This is a genomic window from Caenimonas sp. SL110, assembly GCF_001044395.1.
Taxonomy (GTDB): domain Bacteria; phylum Pseudomonadota; class Gammaproteobacteria; order Burkholderiales; family Burkholderiaceae_C; genus Ramlibacter.
In genome coordinates this window covers 42,975-56,146 of record NZ_JANU01000068.1, presented here as the reverse complement: position 1 = coordinate 56,146, position 13,172 = coordinate 42,975, and the positions used below count along the sequence as shown (strand labels likewise).

Here is a 13,172-nt window from a genome sequence, read left to right as displayed (position 1 = left end):
AGGCCGCGCATTGGACGGCGTAGGACTGGGCCTACGAACATGTCCGACTCGTCCGTCAAGCGGTCAGGTCATCCGGACGCTAGCATTAACATCGTATGTTAATCAGCAAAGACGACGATGCGGCTGGCGGCAAGCCGGTTTCGCGCACTGGCCACGGCGCGGCCAGCGTTATTCCGCACTTGAACAATCAACCTTCGCAGCTGGGTTCTCCCCCTGCTGAAGATGAAACAGACGTCTCCACCCCAGCCGCCGAGCCGGGCCTGGACAGTCCTGAAGAGCCGTCCGCCTAGAGAGCATGGCCCCGTTGGCGAACGAGTCGCCAACCCACGGCCAGTCCCAGTCCCAGACCTGCGAGCAGGCTGATCAGCACAGGTGCCAGGCGCCCGAGCATCTGTGCGCGGCGGCGCTCATCCACCGGACCTGCGTCCAATGTCACCTCGGCCTTCCAGCCGGCCGTTTCAATTTCATGTGACGCCGAGTACTGGGCCGCTGCGGGTGCTGCGCTTTGTGCGCGAGGGCCCAGGATTGGATCGCCCGATGCGTCGAAAATCTGCACCCTTGCGCCATCGGGCCGCTGCGCTGCTGCGCCCAGAAACACCCATGTGGCCTCGGCCATGCGGGCTGCGAGCACGTATCGCAACTGTCCGTCCTGCATGACGGGAACAGCCAGCGTCACCGCGCCTTTGGCCCGCGTGACCCGTGGTGCCTTGCTCGCCAGCATGCGTTGGGTCAATGCTTTCACGCGCTCCATATCGGCGGCGGCAATGCGCGCCGGTGCGGTGTCAAGAATCACGCTCCCATCGCTGTCGATGACGACCAGGCTGTCCCAGTCGCGCCGGGGCCGGCCATGCAACAGGCGACCCAGGGACCCGACGCGATCTTTCTGGAAAAAGCCCGATTGCGACAGCACCTTCAGTGCCTGCAGTGACGCGGCGAGTTCTGCATCCACGTCCTGCGCAAGCGCGGCTGCCGAGCGTGCCAGCGAAGCGTCCAGCGCCGCGCGTTCCCGGGCGGCCTCATCGAACGCTTGCCATGACACCAGTGCAGCTACCGGGGCGACCGTGCAGAGCAGGGCCGCAGCGAGCCACGCGAGTTGTGGGCGGGTGCTGCCGCTGGGAGAGGGTTCAGTTGACGCCACGCGCCGAGCGTAACCGCAGTCAATTCGCCCGTGCGGTTGTGCTCTAGACTCGCGGCCTATGAAGCCCGACGTCACACCCGCCAGCGCTACTCCTGCCGAGGCGCGGTGGGTCGAGGCCGAACTGGTGCGCAGCCTCATGCGCACCGCGCGCAACACGCAGCTGGCGGGGCTGCTGCTGATCCCGATTTTTCTGGGTGTGCTGTGGACCGATGCGACGCTGGCCCTGTTGCTGCTGTGGGCCTGCACGGCCCTGGGCGTGGCGGCAGCGCGATTCGCCATCATCCGTAGGTACGTGCGGCACGTGATGGCCGGCGGCGTCGATGAACATCTGGCATTTTTCCATCGCTACCGCCTGCTGTGGCCGGTGAGCGCGGTGGTGTGGGGCCTGTCCACGCTGCTGTACTTCGACCGCTCGTCGCTGGCGGACCAGTTCATCTGCTGGTTGATGCTGGCGGGCCTGGCGATGTTCTCGATCAACAGCCTGTCCACCCACCTGCGCACGCTGCGCCTGTACCTGGACGCGCTCACCCTCACGGCTTTGGCGGTGATGCTCTGGCGCATCGGCGTGGAGCTGCAGTTTCGCGGGCCGCTCTATCACTTCTGGATCATCGCGCTGCTGGTGATCTTCTGGCAGGTGCTGCGCCAGGCAGGCCTGCGGCTGCATGTGACGCACCGCAAGAACTACGAGTTGCAGTACCGCAACAGCCAGCTGATCGAATCGCTCACGCGCCAGACGCAGGCCGCGCTCGATGCCGTGGAAATCAAGAATCGTTTTCTGGCGAGCGCGGCTCACGACCTGCGCCAGCCGGTGCACGCCCTGGGCCTCTATGCCGACTGGCTGGGCAGCGAGCCGGAACTGGTGCACGAGATCGCGCCCAAGATCGTGGAATCGACCAAGGCGGTCAATGCGCTGTTCGATTCGCTGTTCGATCTGGTGCGGCTGGACTCGGGCAAGATCAAACTCAATATCGAGCCGGTGGACCTGGGCCAGCTGATGCACGACCTGGAGCTGCAATACCGTCCGCTCGCGCAGGCAAAGGGGCTGGACTTCCGGGTGCACGTCGCCAATGGCATCGTCGTGTCGGACCCGATCTTGCTGCGGCGCATCGTGGGCAACCTGGTGTCCAACGCGGTCAAGTACACCCAGCGCGGCGGCGTGCTGATGGCCTCGCGCATGACGCCCGGCGGGCCGCAGATCGAGGTCTGGGATACGGGTGTGGGCATTGCGCCGGTTCACCAGCGCGAGATCTTCCGGGAATTCTTCAAGGTGCCGGGCCACGCAGGCACCGAAGACGGATTCGGCCTGGGGCTTTACATCGTGTCCAGGCTCTCGGGCATCCTGGGGCACCCGCTGGACCTCGCATCGAGGCCGGGGCGCGGCACTGTCTTTCGGGTGATGCTCAACCCCACCAATGCGCGCGACGCGGCCGATCGCGCGGCCGCATCGGTGGCTCAGCTTGTCAACATGCCGTGAGTGCGGGCGTAGTGGATGGTCTGCGTGCGGCTCTTCACGCCCAGACGGCGGAACAGGCGCCACAGGTGAACCTTCACCGTGTGTTCGCTGATGCCCAGTTCGTCGGCAATTTCGCGGTTGGACAGGCCCCGGTCCAGCATCACGATCAGTTGCTTCTGGCGCTTGGACAGCTTGCTGTCGGTCGGCGAGAGTTCTTCGAAGCCGCCGTCGGCATTGAGCAAGGCCCGCAGCGCTGCGCCGATCTCCTGGGCGCCTGACGATTTTTCGATGTAGATGTCGGCGCCCGCGTCGATGCAGCCTTCTTCGGCGTCGGCAGCAGGCGATGCGGAGAGCACGGCCAGCGGAGTCTCGGGATAGCGCTTCTTGAGCTCATGGATGCCGGAAGCGCCGGTGGTGTCGGGCAGCTTCAGGTCCAGGCAGATGAGGTCGGGATTGCCGTGCTGTCGCACGGCTGATTCCATCCCGCCGAGGCGGTCGAGCTCGATGACGTTGGAACCGGGGCGAAGGCGACGCAGCAGCATCACGACCGCCTCGCGCATCAGCGGATGGTCATCGATGACATACAGGCTGATGGGCTTGGCGGCAGGAGGTTTGGTATCAGGCATGGGGGGCAAGGATAACGCCGATTCACCGGTTGGTGAAACTGGGGTTTGTTTGCATGCCATCCATGTCGTCAGGATGCCGCCAGCGTCGCCAGTGCTGTGTCCACGTCGTTCTGGCTCACACCGTCGGCAAGCGACAGCTGGCCTTGCGCCGCGCCCGCTTCATTGCGCTTGAGTTGCCCGATCACGCGACCCGCGTCCTGCGGCGAATCGAACCCGGTGCTTTGCGCCAACAGGCGCCCCGACGCATCGACCAGCTTGAAGTAATGACGGCCGTCGGCTTCGCGGTATTGCTTGAACGAGGGTAGCGCTGATTTGGCGGCCTTGTCTTTTTTGGCGGCGGGCGTTGATGCGAGGTTGCGCAAACCGACTGCTTCGCGCAGCTCGTTCATGAACGGCGTGGCGCGGGAGCGGGCACGCTCGGCGCCGGCCTTGAGGATCTGCTCGAGCTGCGCGGGGTTGCCCACCAGCGCGTCGTATTTCTCGCGCATCGGTGCGATCTCGTGGTCGATGCGCTCGAAAAGCTGCTGCTTGGCATCGGCCCATGAAATGCCGGCCTCGAACGCCTTGCGAAACGCCTCGGTCTCATCCTTGGACGCAAAGGCTTCGTAGATCTGGAACAGCGCAGAGCCTTGCGTTTCTTTTGGTTCGCCCGGTGCGCGCGAATCGGTGACGATGCCCGCGATCTGTTTTCTCATCACCTCGCGTGGGGCGAACAGCGCAATCACGTTGTCGTAACTCTTGCTCATCTTGCGGCCGTCGGTGCCCGGCAGCAGCGCCACGCTGTCATCGACTGCGGCTTCGGGCAGCACGAGGTGCTCGCCGTACAGATGGTTGAAGCTGGACGCCATGTCGCGTGCCATCTCGATGTGCTGCACCTGGTCGCGGCCCACCGGAATCTTGTGCGCCTTGAACATCAGGATGTCGGCGGCCATCAGCACCGGGTACATGAAAAGGCCCGCCGTCACGTCGGCATCGGTTTCGGCGCCGGCTGCGTGGTTCTTGTCCACCGAGGCCTTGTAGGCGTGGGCACGATTGAGCACGCCCTTGCCTGTGACGCAGGTCAGCAGCCAGGTGAGCTCGGGGATCTCGGGGATGTCGGACTGGCGGTAGAAAAACACCTGATCCGGGTCCAGCCCGATGGCGAGCCAGCAGGCCGCGATCTCCAGCGTGGAGCGCTGCATGCGCGCAGGCTCATCGCACTTGATGAGCGCGTGGTAGTCGGCCAGGAAGTAGAAGTTCTCGGTGCCGGGACGGCGGCTCGCCTGCACGGCCGGACGCAAGGCGCCGACGTAGTTGCCAAGGTGCGGTGTGCCGGTCGTGGTGATGCCGGTGAGGAAACGGGTGATGCTCATCAGGTGTCTGTCGGGTGATCGATTGCAAGGCCTAGCGAATTCTGGAAGGCAGCGGCGTGTCCAGGCCCAGCAAGTCCAGGCCGAAATAGCCGGCCTGCACCAGCGGCCAGAGCCAGTAGGCGCCGACGATGCCCAGCATCACGAGCGCCAGCACGATGAAAAAGCCGTAACGCTCCACCTTGCTCACGGCGACTGCGGCCTTCCAGGGCAGCAGCCCGACCAGGATGCGGCCCCCATCGAGCGGTGGCAGCGGAAACAGGTTGAATGCCCACATCACGAAGTTGACCAGCACGCCCGCCTTGCACATCTCCAAAAAGAACTGCTCCTGCGATCCGGTCAATGCCAGCACGGCGTACGCGATGGCCCAGAGCAGGGCCTGGATCAGGTTGGCGGCAGGACCGGCCAGCGCGACCCAGATCATGTCGCGCTTGGGGTGGCGCAGGTTGCGAAACGTCACCGGCACCGGCTTGGCGTAACCGAACAGGAACATGCCCTTGGTCGCGAAGAACAGCAGCAGCGGCATCAGGATCGTGCCGATGGGGTCGATGTGCTTGATGGGGTTCAGGGTGACGCGGCCCATGGCATAGGCGGTGTTGTCACCGAGGTAGCGTGCGACGTATCCGTGAGCCGCCTCGTGCACGGTGATTGCAAAGAGCACCGGCAGGGCGTAGATCAGGACCGTCAGGATCATCGAGGTTGTATTCACCCGGCTGATTGTCTCAGAGCGCCTGCGTGCCAGTGACGGCCCCCGTCATAACCCCAGTGCCGACACGCTGCCGCGCCCCTCGCGCACCACCACTGCATCGCCGCCCGTGCCCATGGGCGTGAGGTCGATCACCGTGGTGGGCTGCGACGGACATGCGCCTGCGCCGATGACGCCTGCCAGCTGGTGCTGGTAGCGCTCGCGGATTTCGGAGGCGTCGTTCAGGGCCTCGCTCTCGTTGGGCGGTATGAGCGTGGTGGCCAGCAGCGGCGCACCGTGCAGGGCCAGCAGTTCCTGCAGCACCCGGTGGTCGGGTACGCGAAGGCCGATCGTCTTGCGCTGCGGATGGCTCACGCGGCGCGGCACTTCCTTGGTCGCCTCCAGGATGAAGGTGTACGCGCCGGGCGTGGCCAGCTTGAGCAGGCGGTATTGGCGGTTGTCCACGCGGGCATAGTTGGACAGCTCGCTCAGGTCGCGGCACAAAAGCGTGAGGTGATGCTTTTCATCGACGCTGCGGATCTGGCGCAACTTGTCTGCAGCCACCTTGTCGTCGAGGTGGCAGGCCAGCGCGTAGCTGGAGTCGGTCGGCACGGCGAGCACGCCGCCGCGTTCCAGCAAGCCTACCGCCTGCTTGAGCAGACGCGCCTGCGGGTTGTCGGGATGAACGTCGAAATACTGGGCCATAGGGTGCGCACCTTATCAGGGCTCGACCGGTTCGATGCGAACCCGGCTCTCGCGCACCGTCAACCATGCACCGGCAGCGCCGCAGATCGCAATCGTCACCATGCCCACGAGCGACCAGCGATCGGGCACGTGTTCAAAGACCAGCCAGCCGCCGAGCATGGCGAAGCCGATCTGCGAATACAGGTAGGGCGTGAGCGTTGCGGCGGGTGCGCGCTGGTAGGCCAGGATCAGCATGAAGTGGCCGATGGTCGCTGTCAGCCCCATGAAGCACAGCGCCGCCCAGAGCCAGCCCTGCGGCAGGTCCGTCCACACAAACGGCAGCGCGACGGTTGCGAGCAAGGTGCCCACCCAGCCGGTGTAGAGGTGCATCGTGACCGGGTCTTCGGTGCGCGCCAGCTTGCTCGTGAGCACCTGGAACCAGGCGTTGGTGCCCACCAGGCCAAGCGGCAACAGGCTGGCCCAGTGAAAGGCTTCGCCCCCCGGCCGGATGATGATGAGCGAGCCGGCGAATCCGCCTGCAACCAGTGCCCAGCGGGTGGCAGAGACGTGTTCCTTGAGCACCGTCGCCGCGAGCAGCGTGATGGCCAGCGGCGCGATCATGACGATGGCGGTGAACTCGCCGACCGGCATGTACTTGAGGCTGGCGAATGCAAACAGGCTGCTGGTCAGCAGCAGCACGCCGCGCAGCACCTGGAACTTCGGGTGCCTGGTGCGCAGTGCCGAAAGCCCGCGAACCGGCAGCACGGCGACTGTCGTGGCGATGGCCTGGAATGCATAGCGAAACCACAGCGCCATCAACAGGGGAACAGCCGCGCTGATGTACTTGGTGGTGGTGTCCAGGGCGGCGAAGCACGCGCCCGCTGCGACGACCAATGCAACGCCAGCCAGGACCCTGGATGCGGCCGTCACTGGATGCGGTCGGCCAGCAGTTCCCACACGGGCGTGAGTTCGCCCTGCAGATAGGGCAGCTGGCCCAGGTCGATGCGGCTTTCGGCGGGGCTGTGGAAATCGCTGCCGCGCGATGCGGCCATGCCGAATTCCCTGGCCGTGCCGGCATAGGTGACGTACTCGGCTGCGGTATGGCTGCCGGTGACGACTTCGACGCCTTGCCCGCCGTGGGCCTTGAACTCGGTGAACAGGGCGTATTCCTCGTTGGGCGTGAACCGGTAGCGCGCCGGGTGCGCGATGACCGCCATGCCGCCAGCACGCGTGATCCAGGTGACCGCTGCGCGCAGCGATGCCCACCGATGCGAGACGTAGCCCGGTTTGCCTTCGGTCAGGAAGCGGCGAAAGACCTCGTAGGTGTCGCTGCACACGCCCGACTCGACCAGGAAGCGGGCGAAGTGGGTGCGCGAAACGAGCTCGGGGTTGCCGGCGTATTTGATCGCGCCTTCGTAGGCGCCCTTGACGCCTGCGAGCGCAAGGCTGTCGGACATCTGCCGCGCGCGCTGCTCACGGCCGCCACGCGTTTCCATGAGCCCGTGCAGCATGTCAGCGTCGTCGGGGTCGAAGCCCAGGCCCACGATATGGACAGTCTGGTCGGCGAAGGTGACGGAGATTTCGGTGCCGGTGAGGTACTTCATGCCGTGCGACCTGGCGGCGGCGGCAGCGCGGTGCTGGCCCGAGATCTCATCATGATCGGTGAGCGACCACAGCTCGACCCCGTTGGCCGCTGCGCGCGCCGCAAGTGCTTCGGGCGTCAGCGTGCCGTCGGACACCACGGAGTGGCAATGCAGGTCGGCGTTGAGGATGGACACGCTTCGATTCTAGGGCGCAGGCCGTGCGCGTGTGGGCACTGGACGCAACACCACTGACAGGACAGGGGCGTCAGTTCAGCGCCCCCGCCCCCTTGCGGATGTCCGTCACCGTCGCCAGCGCGCAGGCCACCCCGACACGCAGCCCTTCGACGATCTCATCGAGCCGCATCGAAGGCTGTCCTTGCGACGGCAGCAAAGGCACATGCACCAGCCCCGCGCGCGTGTGGCGCAAGCGCGGCTGCGTCGCAACTTCATGCATCAATCCGTAGAAGACATGGTTGCACACGAAGGTACCTGCCGTCTGCGAGACCTCGGCGTTGATGCCGGCATCGATCAGGCTTTGCAGCATGGCCTTGATGGGCAGGGTCGTGAAGTAAGCGGCCGGTCCTCCAGCGATGACAGGCGTGTCCACCGGCTTGCTGCCGGCGTTGTCGGCGATGCGCGCATCGTTCACGTTGATCGCAATGCGCTCCAGTGACAGCGCCGCGCGTCCGCCGGCCTGGCCCACGCACAAAACCAGGTCCGGCCGGTGATGTAGGAGCAGGGCGCGAAGCGATGTCAGAGACTGGTCGAACACCGTGGGCAGTTGCGCGCCGATGATGCGGTGATCACCCACGATTCTCCCGTGTAGCGCCTGCACGGCCATCCAGCTCGGGTTGATTTCCCTGCCGCCAAACGGCTCGAATCCGGTTACCAGGACGGTGGGAAAGCGGCCCACGGATGGGACTGTTGCGGCTACCATGGATCGACTTTATACGCGAGGGGCCATGCCCTTCGAGACTCAAACAGGAGTGACATCATGCGCTGGGAAGGCAACAGGGAATCGAGCAACGTGGAAGACGCGCGTGGCAGCGGTGGAGGCGGCGGCGGTGGCTTTGGCCTGGGCGGCCGCAGCATCGGCATCGGCACCATCGTGATCGCGCTGGTGGGCGGCGCCATCTTCGGTATCAATCCCCTCACGATCCTGGGCGTGCTGACCGGTGGCGGCTCACCCGTGCAAGTACAAAACGAAGGCCCGGCCAAGGCACCGCCCGCAGACGACAAGATGGCGAAGTTCGTCTCGACCGTGCTGGCAGACACCGAAGACGTCTGGAAGGCACAGTTCACGGAAGGCGGCGCGACCTATCGCGAACCCAAGCTCGTGCTGTTTCGCGGCGCTGTCGGCACGGCCTGCGGCACCGGCCAGTCGGCCATGGGTCCGTTCTACTGCCCCGGCGACCAGAAGGTGTACATCGACCTGAACTTCTACGAAACGCTCAAGACGCGCATGGGCGCGCCCGGCGATTTCGCGCAGGCGTACGTGATCGCGCACGAGGTCGGCCACCACGTTCAGAACCTGTTGGGCATCACCCAGAAGATGGACCAGATGCGCAGCTCGTCGAGCAAGGCGCAGTACAACGCGATGAGCGTGCGGCTCGAACTGCAGGCCGATTGCTTTGCAGGCGTCTGGGCGCATCACGCGCAAAACGCGCGCCAGATCCTGGAGCAGGGCGACGTCGAAGAAGCCATGAACGCGGCAGCCAAGATCGGTGACGATGCCCTGCAGGGCGCGCGTGGCGGGGCTGTGGTGCCCGAGAGCTTTACCCACGGCTCCAGCGCCCAGCGCCAGAAGTGGTTCTCCACCGGATTGAAGACCGGCAGCGTCAAGGCCTGCGATACCTTCAATTCCCGGGACATCTGACCGCAATTGGGCGGGCTGTAGGGGCTGGGGTGCCCTGTCACGTACAGGTAACCCCATGGGTGCGACAATAGCGGGTTACTTGTCGCACCCCTTCGCACCCCCATAGATGACCGCATCCTTCTCCAACCTTTCGCTGGCCGAGCCGCTGGCCCGCGCCGTAGCCGAAATGGGCTACGAGACCATGACCCCCATCCAGGAGCAGGCGATCCCCGTCGTGCTCTCGGGCAAGGATGTGATGGGTGCGGCGCAAACCGGCACCGGCAAGACCGCGGCGTTCTCGCTGCCGCTGCTGCAGCGGATGCTCAAGCACGAAAACGCCTCGACCTCGCCCGCGCGCCATCCGGTGCGCGCACTGGTGCTGCTGCCCACGCGCGAACTGGCAGACCAGGTGGCCCAACAGGTCAAGCTCTACGCCAAGTACACCAACCTGCGCAGTGCGGTGGTGTTTGGCGGCATCGACATGAAGCCGCAGACGGCTGAGTTGAAAAAGGGTGTCGAGGTTCTGGTGGCTACGCCCGGCCGGCTGCTCGACCACATCGAAGCCAAGAACGCGGTGCTCAACCAGGTCGAATATGTGGTGCTCGACGAAGCCGACCGCATGCTCGACATCGGCTTTCTGCCCGATCTGCAGCGAATCCTTTCCTTCCTGCCCAAGCAGCGCACGACACTGCTGTTTTCGGCGACGTTCTCGCCTGAAATCAAGCGCCTGGCCGGCAGCTACCTGCAGGACCCGGTCACCATCGAAGTGGCGCGGCCCAACGAAACAGCTTCCACGGTCGAGCAGCACTTTTTCAGCGTGCCCGACGAGGAAAAGCGCCACGCCCTCAAGCAGATCGTGCGCCAGCGCGGCCTGAACCAGGCCTTCGTTTTCGTCAACAGCAAGCTCGGTTGCGCCCGCCTGGCGCGCTCGCTCGAACGCGAAGGCCTGCGCACGACGGCGCTGCACGGGGACAAGAGCCAGGACGAGCGACTGAAAGCATTGGCGGCGTTCAAGGCCGGCGAAGTCGACCTGCTGGTGGCGACCGACGTGGCTGCGCGCGGACTCGATATCAAGGACGTGCCGGCAGTTTTCAACTTTGACGTGCCATTCAACGCCGAAGATTACGTGCACCGCATCGGCCGCACCGGCCGCGCGGGTGCATCGGGTCTTGCCGTGACGTTCGTGTCGGCTACCGATTCCAGGCTGATTGCCGACCTCGAAAAGCTGCTCAAGAAAAAGATCGAACTCGAGGCGATGGAGTACGACGAGGACAAGCCGCGCGGTCGCATCAACGACGGCCGCCGTGCGTGGCGCGAGGCCGGCGAAGTGGGCGATCCGCGCGATGCACTCGATGTGCCGCGTGACCGCGAGCGCGGTATCGACCGCAGCACGGGCGAGCGCGACAGGCGCCCGCAACGCGACTTCAGGCCGGCGGCCGCTCCGCGAGATCCGTTCTTCGACCAGCCCTACGAGGCACCGGTCACCGAAGTCGCGCCCGCCTGGGAAGCCAACGCCAAGCCCGCTTCATCGCGCGTGTCGGCCAACATCAAGCCCAAGCGCAAGATCGCTGCTCTGTTCAAGGCGGACTGAGCCCCAGGCTTGCGCCTGTCCGGCGCTCTAGTCGCCGGGCACTTGCGATTGCTCGCACGCAACCTGGATCAATTCGTCGCCTGACGCATCCAGCCTGAGCGCGCTCAGGCACCCGCCCCAGACGCATCCGGTGTCGAGCGACACGATGTCATCGCGCTTGAGGAACCCCAGCGTGGACCAATGCCCGAATGCGATGCGCGTGTTCGCCGTCTTGCGCCCGGGCACATCGAACCACGGCATGAACCCTTCAGGCGCGTCTTGCAGGCCGCCGGAGGTTTTCAGGTCCACCACGCCCTCGGCCGTACAGAACCGCAGCCGTGTCAGCGCGTTCACGATCAGGCGCAGCCGGTCTGCGCCTTCCAGCGCGTCGCTCCATTGCACAGGTTCATTGCCGTACATGCGCGGCAGGAAATGCGCAAGATCCGGTCCGCGCAGCACGGCTTGCACTTCGGCTGCCAGCGCCAGCGTCTGCGAAACGTCCCATTGCGGCAGAACCCCACCATGCACCATCAGCACGCCATGTTCGTACATGGCCATCCGCTGGCGCCTGAGCCAGCCGAGCAGGTCGCCCCGATCGGGGGCCAGCAGCACGGAGTCCATCGTGTCATTGCGATGAGGTGCGCGCGTGCCGTGCGCGACGGCCAGCAGGCTCAGGTCGTGGTTGCCGAGCAGGCAGCGCGCCGAATCCCCATAGCTCATCAGGCGGCGCAAGACCTGCGCCGAAGACGGGCCACGATTGACGAGGTCGCCCAGCAGGTAAATCGTGTCGCGGCTTGGCGAAAAACCGATGCGGTCGAGCAGTCGACCCAGCGGCGCATCGCAGCCCTGCACATCACCGATCAAGTAAAGTCCCATGGTGTCCCATTCTGTACCCTGATCCATGGAAGTCCTGCTGATCGCGTTGCTCACGCTGCTCAACGGCGTGTTCGCGATGTCGGAGATGGCGCTGGCTTCCAGCCGCAAGGCGCGCCTGCAAGGGCTGTCGGAAGCGGGCGACGCCGGTGCCGCGGCGGCGCTGCGTTTGCTCGATACCCCCACCCGGTTTCTTTCCACGGTGCAGGTGGGCATCACCTCCATCGGCGTGCTCAACGGCATCATCGGCGAGGCTGCTTTCAGCGCGGGGCTCGCGATGTGGTTGCAGGGCCTGGGCATGGGGGAGCGCGCGTCGGGGTACGTTGCTACCGCCATCGTCGTCACCATCATCACTTACGTCACGATCATCTTCGGCGAGCTGGTGCCCAAGCGCATCGGACAGATCTACCCGGAGACCGTCGCGCGCCTCATGTCCCGGCCGATGAGCTGGCTGGCCAGGGCGGCAGGACCCTTCGTCAAGCTGCTGTCTGCATCGACGCAGGCCGTGCTCAAGGTGCTGCCGATCGATACGACGATGGCGCGTGGCATGACCGAAGAAGAAATCGCGCACAGCCTCGAAGAAGGCGTGGATGCAGGCGTGATCGAGCAGCACGAGCGGCAGATGGTGCAAAACGTCTTTCACCTGGACGACCGGCCGCTCACCTCCATGATGGTGCCGCGCTCCGATATCGAATGGCTGGAAGCCGGACTCACCGTGGCCGAGTGCCTGCGGCGCGCAGGCGAGGGCGAGCCGCACTCCTGGTACCCCGTCTGCCGTGGGTCGCTTGACGATGTGGTGGGTGTCCTCAGCGTGGCGCGCCTGCTGGGTGCGTCGACACGCGAGCCCGGCGCCAGGATCGAGTCGCTCGCCATCCCCGCGCTGTTCGTGCCCGAAACGCTTTCGGGGATGGAGTTGCTCGAGCAGTTCCGCGCACGCGCCGGGCGGCTGGTGTTTGTCGTCGATGAGTACGGCGTCGTGCAGGGCCTGATGACGCCGCACGACCTGCTCGAAGCCATCACCGGCGAGTTGCAGCCCGGCGCGCAGATGCAGGCCTGGGCCACCCAGCGCGAAGATGGTTCGTGGCTGCTCGATGGGTTGATGCCGGTTGCCGAACTGAAGGCGCGCCTGGAAATCCGTGACCTGCCCGAAGAAGATCGCGGCCGATACAACACGGTGGCGGGTCTGCTGATGTCGATATCGGGGAGCCTGCCGGGTGTGGCTGCGCGCATCGACTGCGGCGACTGGGTGTTCGAGGTGGTTGACCTGGACGGCAAGCGCATCGACAAGGTGCTGGCGATGCCCAGGACCGCATCAGACAATGAAGGTATTGCGGCCGGCCAGGCCTGAAAAAAATG

At 65.3% G+C, this 13,172-nt stretch carries 14 protein-coding genes; 5 read left to right on the top strand and 9 right to left on the bottom strand.

What is annotated here, in order from left to right; translation table 11 throughout:
- The first annotated feature begins 95 nt into the window (after positions 1-95).
- On the top strand, positions 96-290 hold the full coding sequence (locus AQ12_RS22890; RefSeq protein WP_152682895.1) for a hypothetical protein: 195 nt from the start codon (positions 96-98) through the stop codon (positions 288-290).
- On the opposite strand, the gene AQ12_RS21570 is transcribed toward AQ12_RS22890, so the two are convergent.
- Complete coding sequence (locus AQ12_RS21570) at positions 287-1,138, bottom strand: hypothetical protein (RefSeq protein WP_048442044.1); 852 nt, start codon at positions 1,136-1,138, stop codon at positions 287-289. The genes AQ12_RS22890 and AQ12_RS21570 overlap by 4 nt on opposite strands.
- 58 nt (positions 1,139-1,196) lie before the next feature.
- Between AQ12_RS21570 and AQ12_RS21565 the strand changes: the two genes are divergently transcribed.
- Entirely contained in the window at positions 1,197-2,612 is a 1,416-nt protein-coding gene (locus tag AQ12_RS21565; protein WP_048442043.1) for a HAMP domain-containing sensor histidine kinase, read from the top strand.
- On the opposite strand, the gene AQ12_RS21560 is transcribed toward AQ12_RS21565, so the two are convergent.
- The 7 genes from AQ12_RS21560 to pcp all read right to left on the bottom strand — a co-directional run bounded on the left by AQ12_RS21560 (position 2,591) and on the right by pcp (position 8,455).
- Positions 2,591-3,184, bottom strand: a complete 594-nt coding sequence (locus AQ12_RS21560) for a response regulator transcription factor (protein WP_082151741.1) — start codon at positions 3,182-3,184, stop codon at positions 2,591-2,593. The two genes, AQ12_RS21565 and AQ12_RS21560, sit on opposite strands and share 22 nt — an antisense overlap.
- A gap of 101 nt (positions 3,185-3,285) precedes the next feature.
- On the bottom strand, positions 3,286-4,569 hold the full coding sequence (locus AQ12_RS21555) for a tryptophan--tRNA ligase (RefSeq protein ID WP_048442042.1): 1,284 nt from the start codon (positions 4,567-4,569) through the stop codon (positions 3,286-3,288).
- 31 nt (positions 4,570-4,600) lie between these two features.
- Positions 4,601-5,275 carry a site-2 protease family protein gene (locus AQ12_RS21550; RefSeq protein ID WP_048442041.1) on the bottom strand — a complete coding sequence of 225 codons (675 nt, stop codon included), beginning with the start codon at positions 5,273-5,275 and terminating at the stop codon, positions 4,601-4,603.
- A gap of 45 nt (positions 5,276-5,320) precedes the next feature.
- The gene (locus AQ12_RS21545; RefSeq protein WP_048442040.1) at positions 5,321-5,956 is read right to left on the bottom strand and encodes an L-threonylcarbamoyladenylate synthase; all 636 of its coding nucleotides are present in this window, start codon (positions 5,954-5,956) and stop codon (positions 5,321-5,323) included.
- A 15-nt stretch (positions 5,957-5,971) separates the two neighbouring features.
- Positions 5,972-6,892 (bottom strand): DMT family transporter, encoded by a 921-nt coding sequence (locus AQ12_RS21540; RefSeq protein ID WP_048442039.1) that lies wholly within the window; start codon positions 6,890-6,892, stop codon positions 5,972-5,974.
- The gene (locus AQ12_RS21535) at positions 6,862-7,713 is read right to left on the bottom strand and encodes a 3',5'-nucleoside bisphosphate phosphatase (protein ID WP_048442038.1); all 852 of its coding nucleotides are present in this window, start codon (positions 7,711-7,713) and stop codon (positions 6,862-6,864) included. Before AQ12_RS21535 ends, AQ12_RS21540 begins: the two co-directional genes overlap by 31 nt.
- Before the next feature lie 70 nt (positions 7,714-7,783).
- Complete coding sequence (gene pcp / locus AQ12_RS21530) at positions 7,784-8,455, bottom strand: pyroglutamyl-peptidase I (protein ID WP_048442037.1); 672 nt, start codon at positions 8,453-8,455, stop codon at positions 7,784-7,786.
- A 57-nt stretch (positions 8,456-8,512) separates the two neighbouring features.
- Between pcp and AQ12_RS21525 the strand changes: the two genes are divergently transcribed.
- Together AQ12_RS21525 and AQ12_RS21520 are read left to right on the top strand one after the other, a co-directional pair.
- Positions 8,513-9,394, top strand: a complete 882-nt coding sequence (locus tag AQ12_RS21525; RefSeq protein WP_048442036.1) for a neutral zinc metallopeptidase — start codon at positions 8,513-8,515, stop codon at positions 9,392-9,394.
- A 106-nt stretch (positions 9,395-9,500) separates the two neighbouring features.
- Positions 9,501-10,964, top strand: a complete 1,464-nt coding sequence (locus AQ12_RS21520) for a DEAD/DEAH box helicase (protein ID WP_048442035.1) — start codon at positions 9,501-9,503, stop codon at positions 10,962-10,964.
- 27 nt (positions 10,965-10,991) lie between these two features.
- On the opposite strand, the gene AQ12_RS21515 is transcribed toward AQ12_RS21520, so the two are convergent.
- Positions 10,992-11,819, bottom strand: coding sequence for a symmetrical bis(5'-nucleosyl)-tetraphosphatase (locus tag AQ12_RS21515; protein ID WP_048442061.1), 828 nt, complete (start codon positions 11,817-11,819; stop codon positions 10,992-10,994).
- A 25-nt stretch (positions 11,820-11,844) separates the two neighbouring features.
- Here AQ12_RS21515 and AQ12_RS21510 point away from each other — a divergent pair, with 25 nt between their 5' ends.
- The gene (locus AQ12_RS21510) at positions 11,845-13,164 is read left to right on the top strand and encodes a hemolysin family protein (RefSeq protein WP_048442034.1); all 1,320 of its coding nucleotides are present in this window, start codon (positions 11,845-11,847) and stop codon (positions 13,162-13,164) included.
- Positions 13,165-13,172: the final 8 nt, after the last annotated feature.

Bases quoted from the DNA above. Each gene is read 5' to 3' on its own strand.
- AQ12_RS21510 (WP_048442034.1), top strand. From the start codon at position 11,845: ATGGAAGTCCTGCTGATCGCGTTGCTCACGCTGCTCAACGGCGTGTTC.
- AQ12_RS21525 (WP_048442036.1), top strand. From the start codon at position 8,513: ATGCGCTGGGAAGGCAACAGGGAATCGAGCAACGTGGAAGACGCGCGT.
- AQ12_RS21545 (WP_048442040.1), bottom strand. From the start codon at position 5,956: ATGGCCCAGTATTTCGACGTTCATCCCGACAACCCGCAGGCGCGTCTG.
- AQ12_RS21520 (WP_048442035.1), top strand. From the start codon at position 9,501: ATGACCGCATCCTTCTCCAACCTTTCGCTGGCCGAGCCGCTGGCCCGC.
- AQ12_RS21555 (WP_048442042.1), bottom strand. From the start codon at position 4,569: ATGAGCATCACCCGTTTCCTCACCGGCATCACCACGACCGGCACACCG.
- AQ12_RS21515 (WP_048442061.1), bottom strand. From the start codon at position 11,819: ATGGGACTTTACTTGATCGGTGATGTGCAGGGCTGCGATGCGCCGCTG.
- AQ12_RS22890 (WP_152682895.1), top strand. From the start codon at position 96: ATGTTAATCAGCAAAGACGACGATGCGGCTGGCGGCAAGCCGGTTTCG.
- pcp (WP_048442037.1), bottom strand. From the start codon at position 8,455: ATGGTAGCCGCAACAGTCCCATCCGTGGGCCGCTTTCCCACCGTCCTG.
- AQ12_RS21565 (WP_048442043.1), top strand. From the start codon at position 1,197: ATGAAGCCCGACGTCACACCCGCCAGCGCTACTCCTGCCGAGGCGCGG.